At 62.8% G+C, this 17885-nt stretch carries 25 protein-coding genes; 7 read left to right on the forward strand and 18 right to left on the reverse strand.

The features are described 5' to 3' along the window. Positions 1–56 precede the first annotated feature (56 nt). From ACP15R_RS03480 to folK, 11 genes are all read right to left on the reverse strand, one after another. Positions 57–389, reverse strand: coding sequence for a DUF1491 family protein (locus ACP15R_RS03480; RefSeq protein WP_424984984.1), 333 nt, complete (start codon positions 387–389; stop codon positions 57–59). Next, a complete protein-coding gene (gene era / locus ACP15R_RS03485) occupies positions 389–1291 on the reverse strand; it encodes a GTPase Era (RefSeq protein WP_424984985.1) in 903 nt (300 codons plus the stop codon). Before era ends, ACP15R_RS03480 begins: the two co-directional genes overlap by 1 nt. Then, entirely contained in the window at positions 1288–1974 is a 687-nt protein-coding gene (gene rnc / locus ACP15R_RS03490; protein ID WP_424984986.1) for a ribonuclease III, read from the reverse strand. Before rnc ends, era begins: the two co-directional genes overlap by 4 nt. After that, a complete protein-coding gene (gene lepB, locus ACP15R_RS03495; RefSeq protein WP_424984987.1) occupies positions 1971–2807 on the reverse strand; it encodes a signal peptidase I in 837 nt (278 codons plus the stop codon). Before lepB ends, rnc begins: the two co-directional genes overlap by 4 nt. 55 nt (positions 2808–2862) lie before the next feature. After that, on the reverse strand, positions 2863–3282 hold the full coding sequence (gene acpS / locus ACP15R_RS03500; protein WP_424984988.1) for a holo-ACP synthase: 420 nt from the start codon (positions 3280–3282) through the stop codon (positions 2863–2865). After that, on the reverse strand, positions 3279–3920 hold the full coding sequence (locus ACP15R_RS03505; RefSeq protein ID WP_424984989.1) for a LysE family translocator: 642 nt from the start codon (positions 3918–3920) through the stop codon (positions 3279–3281). Before ACP15R_RS03505 ends, acpS begins: the two co-directional genes overlap by 4 nt. Further along, on the reverse strand, positions 3901–4650 hold the full coding sequence (locus ACP15R_RS03510; protein WP_424984990.1) for a pyridoxine 5'-phosphate synthase: 750 nt from the start codon (positions 4648–4650) through the stop codon (positions 3901–3903). The genes ACP15R_RS03505 and ACP15R_RS03510 overlap by 20 nt, the downstream gene beginning before the upstream one ends. Positions 4651–4761: 111 nt before the next feature. Further along, positions 4762–5406 carry a DUF2062 domain-containing protein gene (locus ACP15R_RS03515; protein WP_424984991.1) on the reverse strand — a complete coding sequence of 215 codons (645 nt, stop codon included), beginning with the start codon at positions 5404–5406 and terminating at the stop codon, positions 4762–4764. Between the two features lie 29 nt (positions 5407–5435). Next, positions 5436–7568, reverse strand: a complete 2133-nt coding sequence (locus ACP15R_RS03520; protein WP_424984992.1) for a RelA/SpoT family protein — start codon at positions 7566–7568, stop codon at positions 5436–5438. Between the two features lie 31 nt (positions 7569–7599). After that, the gene (gene rpoZ, locus ACP15R_RS03525) at positions 7600–7953 is read right to left on the reverse strand and encodes a DNA-directed RNA polymerase subunit omega (protein ID WP_316773174.1); all 354 of its coding nucleotides are present in this window, start codon (positions 7951–7953) and stop codon (positions 7600–7602) included. Positions 7954–8046: 93 nt separating this feature from the next. Further along, a complete protein-coding gene (folK, locus tag ACP15R_RS03530) occupies positions 8047–8616 on the reverse strand; it encodes a 2-amino-4-hydroxy-6-hydroxymethyldihydropteridine diphosphokinase (RefSeq protein WP_424984993.1) in 570 nt (189 codons plus the stop codon). Between the two features lie 135 nt (positions 8617–8751). Between folK and ACP15R_RS03535 the strand changes: the two genes are divergently transcribed. From ACP15R_RS03535 to ACP15R_RS03555, 5 genes are all read left to right on the forward strand, one after another. Further along, positions 8752–9330, forward strand: a complete 579-nt coding sequence (locus ACP15R_RS03535; protein WP_424984994.1) for an NYN domain-containing protein — start codon at positions 8752–8754, stop codon at positions 9328–9330. A gap of 152 nt (positions 9331–9482) precedes the next feature. Then, entirely contained in the window at positions 9483–10427 is a 945-nt protein-coding gene (gene ispH / locus ACP15R_RS03540) for a 4-hydroxy-3-methylbut-2-enyl diphosphate reductase (protein ID WP_424984995.1), read from the forward strand. A gap of 89 nt (positions 10428–10516) precedes the next feature. Then, entirely contained in the window at positions 10517–11110 is a 594-nt protein-coding gene (locus ACP15R_RS03545; RefSeq protein WP_424984996.1) for a class I SAM-dependent methyltransferase, read from the forward strand. After that, complete coding sequence (gene rnhA, locus ACP15R_RS03550) at positions 11103–11570, forward strand: ribonuclease HI (protein WP_424984997.1); 468 nt, start codon at positions 11103–11105, stop codon at positions 11568–11570. The genes ACP15R_RS03545 and rnhA overlap by 8 nt, the downstream gene beginning before the upstream one ends. Continuing rightward, positions 11567–12190, forward strand: coding sequence for a trimeric intracellular cation channel family protein (locus ACP15R_RS03555; protein ID WP_424984998.1), 624 nt, complete (start codon positions 11567–11569; stop codon positions 12188–12190). The genes rnhA and ACP15R_RS03555 overlap by 4 nt, the downstream gene beginning before the upstream one ends. On the opposite strand, the gene ACP15R_RS03560 is transcribed toward ACP15R_RS03555, so the two are convergent. The 5 genes from ACP15R_RS03560 to def (ACP15R_RS03580) are packed head-to-tail and all read right to left on the reverse strand — an operon-like array spanning position 12187 to position 14623. Further along, the gene (locus ACP15R_RS03560) at positions 12187–12420 is read right to left on the reverse strand and encodes a GlsB/YeaQ/YmgE family stress response membrane protein (RefSeq protein WP_424984999.1); all 234 of its coding nucleotides are present in this window, start codon (positions 12418–12420) and stop codon (positions 12187–12189) included. The genes ACP15R_RS03555 and ACP15R_RS03560 overlap by 4 nt on opposite strands. Before the next feature lies 1 nt (position 12421). After that, positions 12422–12667: a hypothetical protein gene (locus tag ACP15R_RS03565; RefSeq protein WP_424985000.1), complete on the reverse strand. Its 246-nt coding sequence runs from the start codon at positions 12665–12667 to the stop codon at positions 12422–12424. A gap of 10 nt (positions 12668–12677) precedes the next feature. Next, positions 12678–13583, reverse strand: a complete 906-nt coding sequence (gene fmt, locus ACP15R_RS03570) for a methionyl-tRNA formyltransferase (protein WP_424985001.1) — start codon at positions 13581–13583, stop codon at positions 12678–12680. 22 nt (positions 13584–13605) lie between these two features. Next, positions 13606–14103, reverse strand: coding sequence for a peptide deformylase (gene def / locus ACP15R_RS03575; RefSeq protein ID WP_424985002.1), 498 nt, complete (start codon positions 14101–14103; stop codon positions 13606–13608). A 1-nt stretch (position 14104) separates the two neighbouring features. Next, positions 14105–14623 (reverse strand): peptide deformylase, encoded by a 519-nt coding sequence (def, locus tag ACP15R_RS03580; RefSeq protein ID WP_424985003.1) that lies wholly within the window; start codon positions 14621–14623, stop codon positions 14105–14107. Positions 14624–14714: 91 nt separating this feature from the next. On the opposite strand from def (ACP15R_RS03580), the gene ACP15R_RS03585 reads away from it, so the two are divergent. After that, the gene (locus ACP15R_RS03585) at positions 14715–15887 is read left to right on the forward strand and encodes a MalY/PatB family protein (RefSeq protein WP_424985004.1); all 1173 of its coding nucleotides are present in this window, start codon (positions 14715–14717) and stop codon (positions 15885–15887) included. Here ACP15R_RS03585 and ACP15R_RS03590 read toward each other — a convergent pair whose 3' ends face one another. Beyond that, on the reverse strand, positions 15888–16238 hold the full coding sequence (locus ACP15R_RS03590) for a hypothetical protein (protein ID WP_424985005.1): 351 nt from the start codon (positions 16236–16238) through the stop codon (positions 15888–15890). It lies immediately after the preceding gene. 210 nt (positions 16239–16448) lie between these two features. Here ACP15R_RS03590 and ACP15R_RS03595 point away from each other — a divergent pair, with 210 nt between their 5' ends. After that, positions 16449–17438 (forward strand): glutathione S-transferase family protein, encoded by a 990-nt coding sequence (locus ACP15R_RS03595; protein ID WP_424985006.1) that lies wholly within the window; start codon positions 16449–16451, stop codon positions 17436–17438. On the opposite strand, the gene ACP15R_RS03600 is transcribed toward ACP15R_RS03595, so the two are convergent. Beyond that, complete coding sequence (locus ACP15R_RS03600) at positions 17420–17782, reverse strand: response regulator transcription factor (RefSeq protein WP_424985007.1); 363 nt, start codon at positions 17780–17782, stop codon at positions 17420–17422. The genes ACP15R_RS03595 and ACP15R_RS03600 overlap by 19 nt on opposite strands. Positions 17783–17885 lie beyond the last annotated feature (103 nt).

Here is a 17885-nt window from a genome sequence, read left to right on the forward strand (position 1 = left end):
CCGCAATAACCCATGCATGGCGGCGGTTTGCAAGGGATCGCCGCGCCCTCGCCGCCCTAGTCCGCCAGCCCCGGCTCATCAAGCAGGCTGCGCCCGGCCCGGTCCTCGATTTCGATCACCCACAGGTCGGGATCATGGGCGCGCTGGCGGCTGATCGTGTGATCCACCTCGCGCTCGGCCCCCTGCACCAGCGTGATCCAATGGCGCGCGCCGCTCATCAGGTCGAAACTGCGCTGAAACACCGTGGCCTGCCCATCCAGCGTATTGAGCTTGACCAGGATCGCGCCCGCCGTGTTGTCGCCATGGGCCACGACAAAGGCGGGAATGTCCTGCAAGCGCAGGCGTGCCAGATAGGCCTGCACCCAGAATTCCGCCGTCAGGCGCGCCATCACGCGCCGTCTTTGAAGTCGAGACCCATCTCGGAATAGCGCTCGGCCTCTTCCAGCCAGTTGGGGCGCACCTTGACTTGCAGGAACAGGTGCACCTTGCGCCCCAGGAACTCGGCCAGCTCCTCGCGTGCGGCCTTGGAGACCGCCTTGATGGTTTCACCCTTGTGTCCCAGCACGATCCCCTTGTGGCCGTCGCGCACCACGTAGATCACCTGTTCCACACGGGCCGAACCATCCTTGCGTTCCTCCCAGCTCTCGGTTTCGACCGTCATCTGGTACGGCAGTTCCTGATGCAGCCGCAGGGTCAGCTTTTCGCGGGTCATTTCCGCCGCGATCATCCGCATGGGAAGGTCGGCGATCTGGTCTTCGGGATAGAGCCATGGCCCCTCGGGCAGTTCGGCGGCGAGCCAGTCGCGCAGGGCCTGAACCCCATGCCCCTTTTCGGCGGAGATCATGAAGGTTTCGGCAAACCCGTAGCGTTCGTTCATGTCCTTGGTCAGCGCCAGCAACGCCTCGGACGGAACGCGGTCGATCTTGTTGATCGCCAGCGCAACCTTGCGGCCCTCGCCAATATCGCCCAGCCCTTCGAGGATGCGTTCCACGCCCTCGGTCACACCGCGATGCGCTTCGATCAGCAGCAACACCACATCCGCGTCGGCCGCCCCGCCCCAGGCGGCGGCAACCATCGCCCGGTCCAGCCGGCGGCGCGGTTGAAACAGGCCCGGCGTGTCGACAAACACCAACTGGCTGTCGCCCTCCATGGCGACACCGCGAATACGCGCGCGGGTGGTCTGGACCTTGTGGGTCACGATCGACACCTTGGCCCCCACCATCCGGTTCAGCAGGGTGGACTTCCCCGCGTTGGGCTCTCCGATCAGCGCGACGAATCCGGCACGTGTCATGTCCTGTTCTCCAGTTTCTGCAACAGGGCCCCCGCCGCGCTCTGTTCCGCCTGCCGTTTTGAGCCCGCGCGGGCCTGGGCCTCGGCGCCGTTTTCCAGCCGCGCGGCAATGGTAAAGACCGGCGCATGATCCGGGCCGCTGCGTTCGATCTCGACATAAGCCGGGGGTTTCTGGCCCCGCGCCTGCGCCCATTCCTGAAGCGCCGTCTTGGCGTCGCGCGCATCCGCGTCCACCCGGTCGACCCGATCCCCCCACAGGCGCAGGATCATGTCGCGCGCCACCTCCAGCCCGCCATCGCGATAGACCGCAGCGATCACTGCCTCCATCGCGTCCCCGAGCAGGGCCTGCTTGCGCCGCCCGCCCGACAGCATCTCGGAGCGTCCCAGCTTGAGCACCGCGCCAAGGTCGATGTCGCGCGCCACATCGGCACAGGTTTCCTTGCGCACCAGCGCATTGAACCGCGGAGCCAGTTGGCCTTCGCTGGCGCCCTTGTCCTTGTCGAGCAGGGCAGAGGCCATCACCAGCCCCAGAACCCGGTCGCCCAGGAATTCGAGCCGCTGGTTGTCGGCCCGCGTCGGCGAGGACATCGAGCCATGCGTCAACGCCCGCAGCAACAGCTCTGGCCGCTCGAACTCGTGGCCGATCCGGCGCTGGAACGCCTGTAATTCGGCCCCAAGCTTCACTGGATCGCCTTGAAGAACCGGTCGCCGCGCCAGGTCCAGAAGAACAGCATCGAGCGCCCCGCCGAGCTGAACATGATCCGGTCCGCCCGGCCGATCAGGTTCTCATAGGGCACAAAGCCGACGCCACCAGCGCTTTGCGGCACACGGCTGTCCATGGAATTGTCGCGGTTGTCACCCATGAAAAAGTAATGCCCCTCCGGCACCATGTAGACGCCGGTATTGTCCAGACCCTGATTGCCGATTTCCAGAATATCGTGGGAATTGCCATCCGGAAAGGTTTCGACAAAGCGCTGCTTTTCACAGGCCGCGCCCGGACCGACCGGCCCGTTGGAACAGCGTGGCCGGCTGGCCTGTGGTCCTTGCGGCTCATAGGTCTCGGTGAACATCCCGTCATCCTGCAACTGGACCGGCTGGTCGTTGATCGACAGCACGCCGCCTGTGATCTGGATCTTGTCACCGGGCAGCCCGACCAGCCGCTTGATGAAATCGCGCCCGGAAACCGGGTGGCGGAACACCACGACATCGCCGCGTTCCGGTTCCGATCCGAACAGGCGGCCATTGTTCTGCGGGAACATGCCACAGACATCCTCGGCGTCGATATTGATACCGACCCCCGGCATGATCACGCTGGGGCAGGATGCATAGGAATAACCATAGGCCATCTTGTTGACGAACAGGAAATCACCGATCAGCAGCGTTTCCTTCATCGATCCCGACGGGATCCAGAACGGCTGAAAGAACAGAGTGCGGAACACGCCCGCGATAAGCAGGGCATAGACGATGGTCTTGATCGTCTCGACAATCGCGTTTCCCTTTTTGGCTTTCTCGGCCATGCGGATCTCCGGTGTTGCTGGGTTGGGCGCTACATGCGGGGCGGCATGGTCAGTGTCAAGGCGCTGTCTCGGCCCCGGCGATCGGGCGCGCCTCGATCACCACGAATGCCTGCGCCCAGGGATGGTCATCGGTCAGGGTGACGTGGATGATCGCCTCGTGGCCCGCCGGTGTCATCTCGCGCAGCCGTTCGGCGGCCCAACCGGTCACTTCCATGACGGGCTGGCCGGTGCGCAGGTTGCTGACCGCCATGTCCTTCCATGCGATTCCCATGCGCAACCCGGTGCCAAGCGCCTTGGAACAGGCCTCTTTCGCGGCCCAACGCTTGGCATAGGTGCCGGCCACATCCTTGCGCCGTTCGGCCTTGCGCTGTTCGACCTCGGTAAACACCCGGTTGCGAAACCGGTCGCCGAACCGCTCAAGCGTTGCGGCGATGCGTTCGATATTGGCCAGGTCGGTGCCGATGCCAAGGATCATGCGAACCGCACCGTCAGCATCTTGAGGCTGGCCGCCCCGAACAACACGCCAAAGGCCAGCTCAAACCAGCGCCGCGAGCGTGCATAGAACCGGGCGACGGGGGCCGCGGAAAACAGGATCGCATAACCCAGAAACACCATGGCAGAGGCCGCGAACAGTATCGCGAACAATTGCCAGACCACGTACCACGGCACGTCCGGGGCCAGCACGATCGCATAGATCGACCCCCAGGACAGGATCGCCTTGGGATTTGTCAGATGCAGCATCAGCCCCCTGAGAAACAGCGACCGGCTCGACACCTGCACCAGCTCTGCTTGCCCGCCCCGCCACGCGGATTTCAGCGACTTGACCGCGAGAAACAGCAAGTACCCCGCGCCCGCATAGCGCACGATCTCAAACAGCCAGGCATTCGCCATCATCACCGCCGAAAAGCCCATCGCCGCCGCCACGCCCCAGGAGGCCGAGCCAACCAGCACGCCCAACGCGACTTGCAGCCCGGCCAACCGGCCCCGCGACATCGCCGTTCCCGAGATCGTCAGCGTTGCCGGGCCGGGGCTGCCCCCCGCGAGAACCCAGCCCAGCACGACCACCCCAAGCGGCAGCAGCACATGCGCCCCGTCAACCATTGCGCGCCGCATCCATCAATCGGCGCATTTCGGCGATTGCCGGTTGCAGGCCCAGGAAAATCGATTCACCGATCAGGAAATGGCCGATATTCAGCTCTTTCACCTCGGGGAACGCGGCGATGGGCGCAACCGTGTCATAGGTCAGCCCATGACCCGCATGCACCTCGAGCCCCAGCGAATGGGCATAGGCCGACATCTCGCGCAGGGCATTCAGTTCTTTCTGGTGCTCATCCATCCGCCCTTCGGCAAAGGCATCGCAATAGGCCCCGGTATGCAGCTCGATCACCTCGGCACCGATGCGATGAGCGGCGTCGATCTGGCGCTTGTCGGCGGCAATAAAGATCGACACGCGGCACCCGGCATCGCGCAGCGGGGCGATGAAATGCGCCAGCCGGTTTTCTTCGCGCGCAACCTCAAGCCCGCCCTCGGTGGTCCGTTCCTCGCGCTTTTCCGGCACGATGCAGACGGCATGGGGCTTGTGACGCAGGGCGATCGCCTGCATCTCGTCGGTGGCCGCCATTTCGAAATTCAACGGGATATTCAGAATATCCATCAACCCGTCGATATCCGCATCGCTGATGTGGCGGCGGTCTTCGCGCAGATGCGCGGTGATGCCATCGGCCCCCGCCTCTTCGGCCAGCCGCGCCGCGCGCAGCGGGTCGGGATAGGCTCCGCCACGGGCATTCCGAACGGTGGCCACATGGTCGATATTCACGCCAAGGCGCAACTCGTTCTGTGTCATTCTTGGGCTCTCATTTCTCATTCCTCGGCCAGCCTAGTGCATTTCGACACAAACATGAATCGCCTTTCGCGACCCTGCGCCACCCTTCTGCACCGCCCTCCATTCAGGCCCCTAATCAGGCGGCGCATCGGCCTCGGCCCGCTTGCGGATGGCGTCGAATTTCTTTTTGATCTGTTTCTTGCGCCGTTTCTGGTAGGCGCGGATGACCGGCACGCTCAGCACATAACAGACGGTCGCGGTGATCACGCCGGGAAGGATGCCGCCGACGAGATAGGGCAGGAAAATCTCGTGGTAAAACACGCTCAGCCCCCGCCAGTCGGGCGCGCCCCCGGTAAAGATGGCTCCGAAATTGTGCAGCAGGTCATGCGCCGCGTCGATGAATTTGCCGCCAAACGACCTTGCGGCACCCTCTTCGAAATTCGTGCCCAGGATGAAATGCCCGGTCTTCAACGAGACGAATCCGATGGGCACATAGGTCAGCGGATTGCCGAAAAACGTTGCCATCAGCGCCGCAAGAATATTGCCATGCACCACCCGCGCGATCAGAAACGCCACCAGGAAATGCATGGTATAAAACGGCGTGAAAGTGGTGAAGACCCCGGCCCAGATGCCTCGCGCGATGCGTTCGGGCGAGTCCGGCAGCCGCCGGACACGATGCTTCACATAGTGAAATGCGCGGGTCCAACCGCCCTTGGGATACAGGAAATCCGCAATCGCGCGCAGCACTGAGCGTCGGTCACGGCGTCTAAATACCAAGGCGGATTCCCCTTCGGTCCCGGTCCTGCTTAGCTGACCGCGGTGTGAACCTTGGCCTTTTCTCGAAACCGCTCGACAGCAGCGACATCGCTTTCCGCCTCGAGCGCCAACATCAGCGAGAGCAGCTGTTCCACGTCCCGCAGTTCGACATTGACAGTAAGACGATAAAAATCCGGTTTCCTGTCAACGAATTCCAGATCGCTGATATTGGCCTTTTTTTCGCCGATCAATGTACAAATGCGGCCAAGTACCCCGGCGTCATTCCCAATGGTCAGGTCCAGCGTCGCCCCGTAGACCGCCGGATGGGTGCCGCTGTGCCAATGCAGGTCGACCCAGCGTTCCGGCTGATCTTCGTATTCGCTCAGCCGGTCGCAATCGATGGCGTGCACCACCACCCCCTTGCCGCGAAAGGTGATGCCGACGATGCGTTCACCCGGCAGCGGCTGGCAACAGGGCGCGCGATCAAAGGATTGTCCGGGGCTGAGGCCGATCACCGCGCGGCGCAGCGGAATCTGGTCGCCGTCATCGGTTGCGAGATCGGGATAGACCGCCTGCACCACGTCATGCGCGGTCAGCTCGGCGCTGCCCAACCGGGCGAGCAATTCCCGCCGATCTTCGAGCCGCAGATGCTTGGCGGCGGTGGCCAGCGCCTTGTCGGTCGCCTTGCGCCCCACATGTTCGAACGCCGAGCGGGCGAGCTCCTGGCCCAGTTTGACAAAGCGTTCGCGGTCCACCTCGCGAAGGGCGCGGCGAATCGCCGTGCGGGCCTTGCCAGTGGTGGCAATATCAAGCCAGGTCGCCTGCGGGGTCTGCCCCTCGGCGGTGATGATCTCGACCGATTGCCCGTTCTTGAGCCGGGTCCAGAGCGGCACCCGCAGCCCGTCCACCTTGGCCCCGACACAGGCACCGCCGATGCGGGTGTGGATGGCATAGGCATAGTCGATCGGCGTCGCCCCGCGCGGCAGCTTGACCACGTCGCCCTTTGGGGTGAAACAGAACACCTGGTCGGAATACATCTCGAGCTTGACCGCTTCGAGAAAATCCTCGTGATCCTCTTCGGCATCGAACTGCTCGGTCAGGCTGGAAATCCACTTGGCCGGGTCCACGGCAAAGGGGTTCTCGGTGCGCACGCCATCGCGATACGACCAATGCGCGGCCACGCCGGTCTCGGCCACATCATGCATCTGGCGGGTGCGGATCTGCACCTCGACCCGCTTGCCGTCACGTCCCGAAACCGTGGTGTGGATCGAGCGGTAGCCGTTGGATTTCGGCTGGCTGATGTAATCCTTGAACCGCCCCGGCACCGCGCGCCAGCGCTGGTGAATCGCGCCGAGCGTGCGGTAACAATCTTCCTCGCTGCCGGTGATGATGCGGAAACCGTAAATGTCGGACAGGCGCGAAAATCCCTGTTCCTTTTCCTGCATCTTGCGCCAGATCGAATAGGGCTTCTTGGCGCGACCAAACACCTCGGCCTCGATGCCCGCCTTGCCCAACTCGCTGCGCATGTCGCCGGTGATGCGATGAATCACATCACCCGTTTCCCGTTGCAGGGTAATAAAGCGGCGGATGATCGATTGTCGCCCTTCCGGGTTCAATACGCGAAAGCTCAGATCCTCGAGCTCTTCGCGCATCCATTGCATCCCCATGCGCCCGGCAAGCGGCGCATAGATATCCATGGTTTCGCGCGCCTTCTGCACCTGCTTTTCCTGGCGCATGGACTTGATCGTGCGCATGTTGTGCAGCCGGTCGGCCAGCTTGACCAGGATGACCCGCAGATCCTTGGACATCGCCATGAAGAGCTTGCGGAAATTCTCGGCCTGCTTGGTCTCGTGGCTGGACAGTTGCAGGTTGGTCAGCTTGGTCACACCATCGACCAGCTCGGCCACCTCGCGCCCGAACCGGTTCTCGACCTCCGAGAACGACGCCTTGGTGTCCTCGATCGTGTCGTGCAGCAGTGCGGTGATGATGGTGGCGTCATCCAGCCGTTGCTCGGTCAGGATGGCGGCAACGGCAACGGGATGGGAAAAATAGGGTTCGCCGGATTGGCGGAACTGCCCTTCATGCATCTGCATGCCATAGTCATAGGCGGCGGCGATGCGGTCGGTATTGGTTTTCGGATTGTAATTGCGGACCAGCGCAATCAAGTCTTCAACTGCAATCATCTGGTCCGCACCCCGGAATGTCGCGCCCTGCTCAGCCCTGGCCCTGGGCCTCCATCAGTTGGCGCAGCAACATTTCTTCGGACATGTCGTCTTCGGCGGGCTTGTCGGCCTCGGCCCCCATCAACAGCGCCATCGAATCATCTTCGGGCTCGTCAACTTCGATCTGGGTCTGGTTGCTTTCGATCAGACGCTCGCGCAGATCGTCGGCACGCTGGGTCTCTTCCGCGATTTCCCGCAGGGAAACAACGGGGTTCTTGTCATTGTCGCGGTCAACGGTGATCGCGCCACCGGCGGAAATCTCGCGCGCGCGATGGGCGGCAAGCATGACCAGCTCGAACCGGTTCGGGACCTTGTCTACGCAATCTTCGACCGTAACGCGGGCCATGGGCGACTCTCCAGCAGCAAGTTTCGTACAGAAAGAAGATATCTAGTCGGGATCGCACCGATTGACAAGCGCTGAATGCTGCGGCGCAACGCCCTATAGCGGGCGAATGGCGTCGCGCTCCGCTGCCGGCAAGGCGCTGCACAGCGACCGGACCGATTTGCGCAACACCGGATGCTCCCAATCCGGCGCCACGTCCAGCATCGGAACCAGGACAAAGGCGCGGTCCTGTATCCGGGGATGCGGCAGGATCAATTCGTCCGGCGTCGCCCGGATCTGCTCTTCGGAGGGCAACGCGCGCCAGCGTGAATACCCCGCGAGATCGGGCAGGATTACCTGGTCATAGGCCAGCAAGTCCAGATCGACGGTTCGCATCCCCCATCGCTGCACCCGTTCGCGCAGAAAACCCGCCTCGATATCATGCAGCCGGTCCAAAAGCGCCGCGGGCGGCAGGCCGGTTTGCAGCGCGACGGCGGCGTTCACATAGTCCGGCCCGGCCCCGGCGGGAAAACAGGGTGTCGCGAAAAACCGGCTGACGGCACGAATCACCATGTCCGGTTGTGCCAGCATCTGTACCGCTTGCCGCAGGGTTATTGCCGTCGGGGAACCCTGAAATGGCAGGTTTCCGCCCAGTCCGATGACTGCAATTGACCGGTTTTCGAACATTTTTGACGCATTTTCACAATCGCTGTAGACTTGCGATACATGCCGAACTTCTTATTTTAAGTCTACCGGCCCGCCTGAATTTAACACCACTCACTCACGGACCATAGCGGGGCGTATTACCGGAAGGACAATTTGATGTTTTATAAGGACGAACGGCTCGCGCTGTTCATTGACGGTTCGAATCTCTACGCGGCTGCCAAGTCGCTGGGATTTGATATCGACTACAAGCTATTGCGACAGGAGTTCATGCGTCGCGGCAAGATGCTGCGGGCATTCTACTATACCGCACTGCTTGAGAACGACGAGTATTCGCCGATCAGGCCGCTGGTGGACTGGCTCCACTACAACGGCTTTACCATGGTGACCAAGCCCGCCAAGGAATACACCGACAGCATGGGGCGCCGAAAGGTCAAGGGAAACATGGATATCGAGCTGACCGTGGACGCAATGGAGCTTGCGCCGCGTGTCGATCATATCGTGCTGTTTTCCGGTGACGGCGATTTCCGCCCCCTTGTCGCCAGCCTGCAACGCCAGGGCGTGCGGGTGTCGGTGGTTTCCACGATCCGCAGCCAGCCGCCGATGATCTCGGACGAGCTGCGCCGGCAGGCGGACAACTTCATCGAGCTTGAAGAGCTCAAGGAAGTAATCGGCCGCCCTCCGCGCGAAGTGCCGAACGAGCCCCGCACGGTCGCCTCGGCCGCCGGCGGGCGCTAGGACACGACTGTCGCAACCGGGGATGGGGCGATGCAAGCGCCGCCCCACCCCGCAATGCGGCCAAATGCGCGCTGCGACCAAATGATCATTTGGTCGGTGTCTCTGGACCATCGCGGCGCAAACCCCTAGGTCTCTGCGCAAGGAGACCAGCCATGCCCAAACCCCCAATGACCCTGTATCTCGCTGCCCCGCGCGGGTTCTGTGCCGGTGTGGACCGGGCGATCAAGATCGTCGAAATGGCGCTTCAGAAATGGGGCGCGCCGGTCTATGTGCGCCACGAGATCGTGCATAACAAGTTCGTCGTCGACGGGCTACGGGACAAAGGCGCGATATTTGTCGAAGAGCTTGATGAATGCCCGGATGACCGCCCGGTAATCTTTTCCGCCCATGGCGTGCCCAAATCGGTTCCTGCCGCCGCGCAAACGCGCAACATGATCTATGTGGATGCCACCTGTCCGCTGGTCAGCAAGGTGCATATCGAGGCACAGCGCCACGCCGAGAACGGTCTGCAAATGATCATGATCGGCCACAAGGGCCATCCGGAAACCATCGGCACGATGGGGCAACTGCCGCCCGGAGCGGTGTTGCTGGTTGAAACCGTTGACGATGTGGCGACGGTTGACGTGCGCGATCCCGACCGGATCGCCTTTGTCACCCAGACCACCCTGAGCGTCGACGACACCGCCGATATCGTCGCCGCCCTGCAACAGCGCTTTCCCAATATCGTCGGGCCGCACAAGGAAGACATCTGTTATGCCACCACCAACCGGCAGGACGCGGTCAAGGCAATGGCGCCGATGATCGACGCGATGCTGGTGGTTGGGGCACCGAATTCTTCGAATTCCAAGCGGCTGGTCGAGGTCGGCAACAAGGCCGGCTGTCCCTATTCCCAGCTCGTGCAGCGCGCGGCCGATATCGACTGGCGCGCCATTTCCGGAGCCACCAGCATCGGCATCACCGCCGGCGCATCGGCCCCCGAGATCCTGATCGACGAGGTGATTGCCGCCGTGCAAGAGCGTCACGACGTGACCATCCAGAAGGTGGAGACCGCCGTCGAAACGGTTGAATTCAAGGTGCCCCGCGTATTGCGGAGCTGAGCGAAATGGCCCGGGCGTGACCGATATCTGGTATTGCGCCCTGCTCAGCCCGGTATTGTTGCCCCCTGTCTTGTTGTTGGAACCCTCAGATGAGCGATGAACGAACGCTCGCGGTCTATGAACGCTGCCGCGATGACTATGCTGCGATGATGGAACGCGAGGCGGATCGCGACCCGATGATCGATCGTTTCATTGCCGCCTGCCCGCCCGGTGGCCGGGTGCTGGATCTCGGTTGCGGTCCGGGCCATTACGCCCGCCGCATGGCCGAGGCCGGGCTGACGGTCGAGGCCATCGACGCAACACCTGCCATGATCGATATGGCCGCGCGCCAGCCGGGTGTTTCGGCCCGTCTTGTCCGCTTTGACGACCTGCGCGCGCGGGATACCTATGACGGCATCTGGGCCTATTTCAGCCTGCTGCACGCCCCGCGCGCGGCCCTGCCCGATCACCTGGAATGTATCGCTGCGGCTCTGAAGCCCGGTGCCGTGCTGTTCATCGGCATGAAACGCGGTACGGGTGGTGCGCGCGACAGCCTGGACCGATATTATGAATATTACGAACACGAAGAACTGGAGACGCTGTTGACCGACGCGGGACTGACACCTGACACCCATTGGACCGGAAAGGCGGCGGGCCTTGCGGGACATCCGCAGGGCTGGATCGTGGTGCAGGCACATGCCTGAATTTCTGGCCTATACCGATGGCGCCTGTTCGGGCAATCCCGGCCCCGGCGGCTGGGGTGTGCTGTTGCAGGCGAAGGACGGCGATACCGTCCTGAAAGAGCGCGAACTCTCGGGTGGCGAGGCCAACACCACCAACAACCGGATGGAATTGCTGGCCGCGATCTCGGCACTTGAGGCCCTGGGGCGCACGACCGCCATCACCGTCGTGACCGACAGCCAATACGTCAAGAACGGCGTCACCGGCTGGATCCACGGCTGGAAAAAAAACGGCTGGAAGACGGCGGCAAAAAAGCCGGTCAAGAATGCCGATCTCTGGCAAGAGCTCGATGCGGCCCAGGCGCGGCACCAGGTGAGCTGGAAATGGGTCAAGGGCCATGCGGGGCACCCGGAGAACGAACGCGCCGACGAACTCGCGCGCAAGGGCATGGCCCCCTACAAATCCAAGGCGGCAGGCCGGTGAGCTTCCTCGCGCTGCTGGATTTTGGCTCGGTTCTGGTCTTTGCGCTGACCGGCGCGCTGGTGGCCAGCCGCGCTCAGCTTGACCTCGTGGGGTTTGCCTTTGTCGCCTGCCTGACGGCGGTGGGTGGCGGCACGGTGCGCGATGTGCTGCTGGGCCGCGATCCGGTATTCTGGATCGGGCAACCGGTCTATGTGCTGATCTGCGTGGCTGCGGCGGTCTTCGTGTTCTTTACCGCGCATCTCGTCGAGAGCCGGTATCGCTGGCTGCTGTGGCTCGATTGTTTCGCCCTGTCGATCGCGGTGGCCGCCGGGACGGGGGTTGCGCTTTCGTTTGACCAGCCGGGCGTGATCGTGATGCTGATGGGGGTTGCGACCGGTTGCCTTGGCGGCCTGATGCGCGATGTGGTGGTTGGTGAGATCCCGCTGGTTCTGAAACAGGGTGAACTCTATGCCACCGCCGCGCTGGCCGGTTCGGGTGCCGCGATGCTGGCGCTGCATTTCGGGCTGTCGCTGCGCCCTGCCCTGCTGATCGCGGCGGCAACATGCGGCGTCCTGCGCGCCGGGTCGTTGGTCTTTGGCTGGAGCCTGCCCGTCTATAAAAGCCGCCCGCCAAGGGTCTAGCGGCGATAGCGCTGCCACAGCCAGATCAGCAACATCGCCCCGAGCACCGCGCCGACAAACCCGGCCATCGCCCCCATCAGCGTGCCGAGCACCCGCAGGATCAGCCCGCCGATCAGCGCCCCGGCGACCCCGATGAACATGGTGGTTGGTATGTCCGCCTCGATCCGCATCAGCCGGGTGGCAAGAAACCCGGCGGCGGCCCCGATGACGATCAGCGCGATCACCCCCATGTCACCGCCCTCCGCGCCGCCAATGGGTCGGCACGATGATCAAGGCCCCGACCGAGGACAGAACCGCGTTCAGACCCGGCGAGCCGAATCCGATCCCGAACATCAGCCGCACGAAATAGAACAAAAAGGCCCCGCCGATACAGATGATGATCGACGGCAGGTAACCGTTGCGGGTAAAGCCGGTCTTTTCCGAGGCATAGCCGACGATCCCGGCGATCACCACGGTTCCTATCAGGGTCGGAAACATAGCACCTCTCCTAGAGCTGCGTGCCTTTCGGCACCGGGCACCCCCGCAGGAATGTCTCACTATCCTGCGCGCCTTTGCCCGCCCGTTGCAAGCGCAGCAGCGAAATCGCCCCGTCACCGCAGGCAATCGTCAGGCGATCATCCAGCGCTGTGCCGGCCGTCCCCGCCCCGGCCACGCATCGCGACGCCAGGAGCTTGACCCGTTGACCCGCGATCTCGGTCCAGGCCCCGGGAAAGTTCGACAACCCGCGCACAAGCCGGTCAATCTCGACTGCCGGCCGCGTCCAGTCAACCCGCGCCTCGGCCTTGTCGATCTTGTCCGCATAGGTCACGCCGGCTTCCGGCTGTGGCAGCGGGGTCAACCCGTCGAGCCTGTCGAGCGCCGCAACAATCGCCTCCGCACCCATCGCCGACAGCCGGTCATGCAGTTCCGCGGTGGTTTCCTCGTCGCCAATTCCGGTTTCAACCCGCATCAGAACCGGACCGGTGTCCAGGCCCGCCTCCATCTGCATGATGCACACACCGGTCTGTTTGTCGCCCGCCATGATCGCGCGATGGATCGGCGCGGCCCCGCGCCAGCGCGGCAGCAGGCTGGCGTGAATATTCAGGCAACCGCGCCCCGGTGCATCCAGAATCGCCTGAGGCAGAATCAGACCATAAGCCACCACGACGGCGATATCGGCCTTGAACGCCCGGAACTCCGCCAACGCCGCATCATCGCGCAGCGAAACCGGATGGCGCACAACGAGCCCCATGGTCTCTGCCCGCACCTGAACCGGGCTGGGTCGTTCCTTCTTGCCGCGTCCGGCACGGCGGGGCGGCTGGCAATAGACCGCCGCGATATCATGCCCGGCCGCGACCAGCGCATCCAGCACCGGCACCGAGAAATCGGGCGTTCCCATGAAGATGATGCGCATGTTCGCCTCCGTCCGGCGGCGCTCAGCCCGCCAGTTTCCTTGCCTTGCGCAACAGCATGTCACGTTTCACCTTGGACAGCCGGTCGAAATACAACCGGCCATTCAGATGGTCGATCTGGTGTTGCACGCTGGTCGCCTCGATACCGACAAAATCGCGCCGGGTGATCATCCCTCCCTCGTCCAGATAGCGAACGGTCACGGCGCGCGGGCGTTTGATCCTGGCCGAAACGCCGGGCAGGTTGGGGCTGGCCTCGTCATGCTCGCGCAGTTCGACCGAGGCGTGCAGGATCTCGGGGTTGGCCAGCCGCACCGCCTTGCCCCGCTCGGTCGAGCCATCGACAACGGCCAGCCGCAACATGACCCCCACCTGCGGCGCGGCGAGGCCGACACCGGGCATCGCCTCCATCGTGTCGATCATGTCGGCCCAGATGGCGCGGATCTCGTCGGTGATTTCGTCAACCTCGGCGGCAACCGACCGCAACCGCTTGTCCGGCCAGGGGATGCAACGACGCACCGCCATGTCAGGCGCGGGCCCGTTCGCGTTTCAGCTTTTGCATCTTGCGGGTGATCATCTGCCGCTTGAGCGGTTTCAGGTAGTCGATGAACAGCTTGCCGTTCAGGTGATCGATCTCGTGTTGCACACAGGTCGCCCAGAGCTTGTCGAATGTCTGCTTCTGCGGATTGCCCTGCTGGTCGATCCACGCGACTTCGACTTCGGCGGGGCGCGTCACCTCGGCATATTGATCCGGGATCGACAGGCAACCCTCCTCGTAGACATTGGTTTCATCCGAGGATGCGACAATCTCGGGATTGAACATCACAAGCGGCTGCGGTGCCGCGCCCTCCTCCTTGACGCAATCCAGCACGATCAGGCGTTGCAACACGCCGATCTGCGGCGCGGCGAGGCCAATGCCCGGCGCATCATACATGGTTTCCAGCATGTCATCGGCCAGCGTGCTCAACTCGCCGGTGATGTCGTCAACCGGGGTACAGACCTTTTTCAGGCGCGGGTCGGGATGGATCAGAATGGGCCTTTTCATGCGGTTTCATTTAGGCGATCCCCCGGCATATCGCAACGCCCCTTGCGCCCCGGTTCAAACCCGATAGCTTGCCCCGAAAAAGGAGAGCCGCATGACATTCAACGATCCTGTAGACCGCCGCGGAACCCGGAGCAGCAAGTGGGACAAGATGGAAACGCTGTTCGGTGTGTCCGCCGATGACGGCCTGGCCATGTGGACCGCCGATTCCGATTTTCCCACCGCGCCCTGCGTGATCGATGCGGTGCGCAAATCGGCGGATCTCGGGATATACGGCTATTCCTGGGAATACCCGGACTACCTCGCCGCGGTGCAATGGTGGATGCAAACCCGCCATGATTGGGCGATCGAAACCGATTGGGTCCTGACCGCACAGGGGCTTGGCAATGCCATCGCACTCTGTCTCGATGTCTGGAGCGAACCGGGCGACGGGGCGGTTATCTTTCCGCCGGTCTATCACGAATTTGCCTCCAAGATCGAAAAGACCGGCCGGCGGGTTGTCGAATGTCCGCTGGTGCGCGAGGGCGACACCTATGTGCTCGACCTTGACGACGCACAGAGCCGCCTGACCGGCAAGGAAAAGCTGCTGATCTGGTGTTCTCCACAGAACCCGTCGGGCCGCATCTGGACCGCCGGTGAACTGCGCGCGGTCGCCGAATTCGCCGAACGCAACGGCTTGATCCTGATCTGCGACGAGGTTCATCACGACCTGGTCTATGCCGGCAACAGGTTTGTGCCGATGGATGTGGCCAGCCCCGGCACCCGCGCCAACACCGTATACCTGACCGCCGCGTCCAAGACCTTCAACATCGCGGGCCAGCGCACCGGCAACATGATCATCCCCGACCCCGACCTGCGCGCGGCGATGCGCCGGCGGCTCAACACGCTGGACTATGCGCCGGGTGCCCTGGGGGTGCGGATGGTCGAAGCCGCCTATTCCCCGCAAGGCGCCGAATGGGTGGACGCGCAGATGGCCCATCTGGATGGCAACCGCCGGATGTTTGACGACACCATCGCGTCGCTGCCGGGGCTCTGGTCAATGCCGTTGCAATCGACCTTTCTGGCCTGGGTCGATTTTTCAGGCACCGGCATGGATGACGCGGAAATCCAGAACCGCCTGCGCCAGGACGCCCGGATCGCGACCTCGCCCGGACCAGGTTTCGGCACCGGCGGTTCCCAGTTCCAGCGCTTCAACCTGGCAACCCAACGCGGCCGCATCGAAGAAGCCTGCAACCGCCTGCGCGAGGCCTTTTCGGATCTGCAATAGTTAATCGCGCGGCAACAGGCCGATGGGCGCGTTGGCTTCACGATAGTGATCCAGCGGTGCCCGATCCGCCGCCGCGGTGCTGCGCTTGTATTCATAGCGCCGCTCGCCCGCCTCGGATTCCGACGCGATGATCAGGCATTGATACAGGTGCCGCCCTCCATCGTAGAGATCGACGAGGCCGCGCAACATGGGCGCGGTCTTTTCCTCGACAGAGAAACCATTGCTCCAGCGCCGCAATACCGGATAGCGAGCCTCGCCCACATGTACCCGCAGGCGACTCACCTTCTTGAGCGCCGCGAGACGCGCCGCGTTCAATTGCAAACGAACATCATCGGAAACATAAGTCGACACGTGCTTGACCTCCCCAGGCTGCGGTTCCAAGCCTGCCGCCCGGACGCAATTAGTCAAACCCTTTTCTGACTAACAGGGCGTTTACGAACGATATGTGTTGCGAAATGGCTCCGCCGCCTGTGCGTCCGCGCAGGGGGGCTGCGCGCCGGCTTCGGTTGGCGCAAGGCCCGCGCGGCCCTAACTGGAGCGGGTAACCAAGGAGGACAGGTCATGGGACAATTGGTGGATGGCGTCTGGCAGGACGCACGGATCAACACGGTCAAAAAGGATGGCAGCTTTGACCGCGCCAGCTCGTTGTTGCGCAACTGGATCACCCCGGATGGCCAGCCCGGCCCGACGGGACGCGGCGGGTTTGCCGCCGAATCCGGACGCTATCATCTCTATGTCAGCTATGCCTGCCCCTGGGCGCATCGCACGTTGATATTTCGTCAACTCAAGCAGCTGGGCGAACATATCTCGGTCTCGGCGGTGCATCCTGACATGCTGGCAAGCGGCTGGACCTTTGAAACCGACGATCACGGTGCGACTGGCGATGACCTTTTCGGCTCGGAATTCATGCACCAAATCTATACCCGCGCCGATCCGACCTATACCGGCCGTGTGACGGTGCCGGTGCTGTGGGACCGCAAACAGCAAACCATCGTGTCCAATGAGAGCGCCGAAATCATCCGCATGTTCAACTCTGCCTTTGACGGGTTGACCGGCAATACCGACGATTACTGGCCCGCCGGGCTGCGCGACGAAATCGAACAGGTGAACGCCCGCATCTATGACACGGTCAATAACGGTGTCTACAAGGCCGGCTTTGCCACCAGCCAATCCGCCTATGACGCGGCGGTCAGACCGCTGTTTGACAGCCTCGACTGGCTCGAAGAGCGGTTGTCGTCACGCCGGTATCTGCTGGGCGAACGCGTGACCGAAGCCGACTGGCGCCTGCTTACCACGCTGTTGCGGTTCGATTCCGTCTATCATCTGCATTTCAAATGCAACCGCGCGCGGCTGATCGATTATCCGAACCTTTGGGCCTATACGCGCGAACTGTACCAATGGCCGGGCGTCGCGGCGACGGTCAACATGGAGCATATCGTCCGCCACTATCACTTCAGCCACGAGACCATCAATCCGAACCGGATCATTCCGATCAATCCGGTGATCGACTGGTCCGAACCGCACCGCCGGGATCAGCGCGGCGCGGCATAATGCTCGACCATCGCCGCCAGGTCCTCTGGCGGCGTTTCGCTCTGCACATAGGCGCAGGCATTGGACGAATGGGCAAAGATCGACCCGTCGGAAAAGAAGCTGGTATTGGTGACAAAGATCACCCGCGCGTCGGGGCGCCGGTAGCTGGCGAAATCGGCAACCGCAAGCGCGCTGCCATGATCGAGCACCAGATCAAGCACGATGATCTCGTAATCCTCGGCGGATAGCGACATGATCGCCGCCTCCTGACTGTGCACAAGGCTCACGACCGCGCCCTGCCGTTCCAGATGGCGCCGCCACAAAAGACCCAATTCAGGTCTGCTTTCTACAATTAGCACTTTCATAATGTCACCCGGGCACTGTTCTCAATTTTACCTTCCGCATGTGCCTCTTACCCCTGCGTAGACTGATGTTCCCAATCCCTTAACAAAACCTTAACACAGGCCG

Source organism: Microbulbifer sp. S227A (assembly GCF_049800935.1).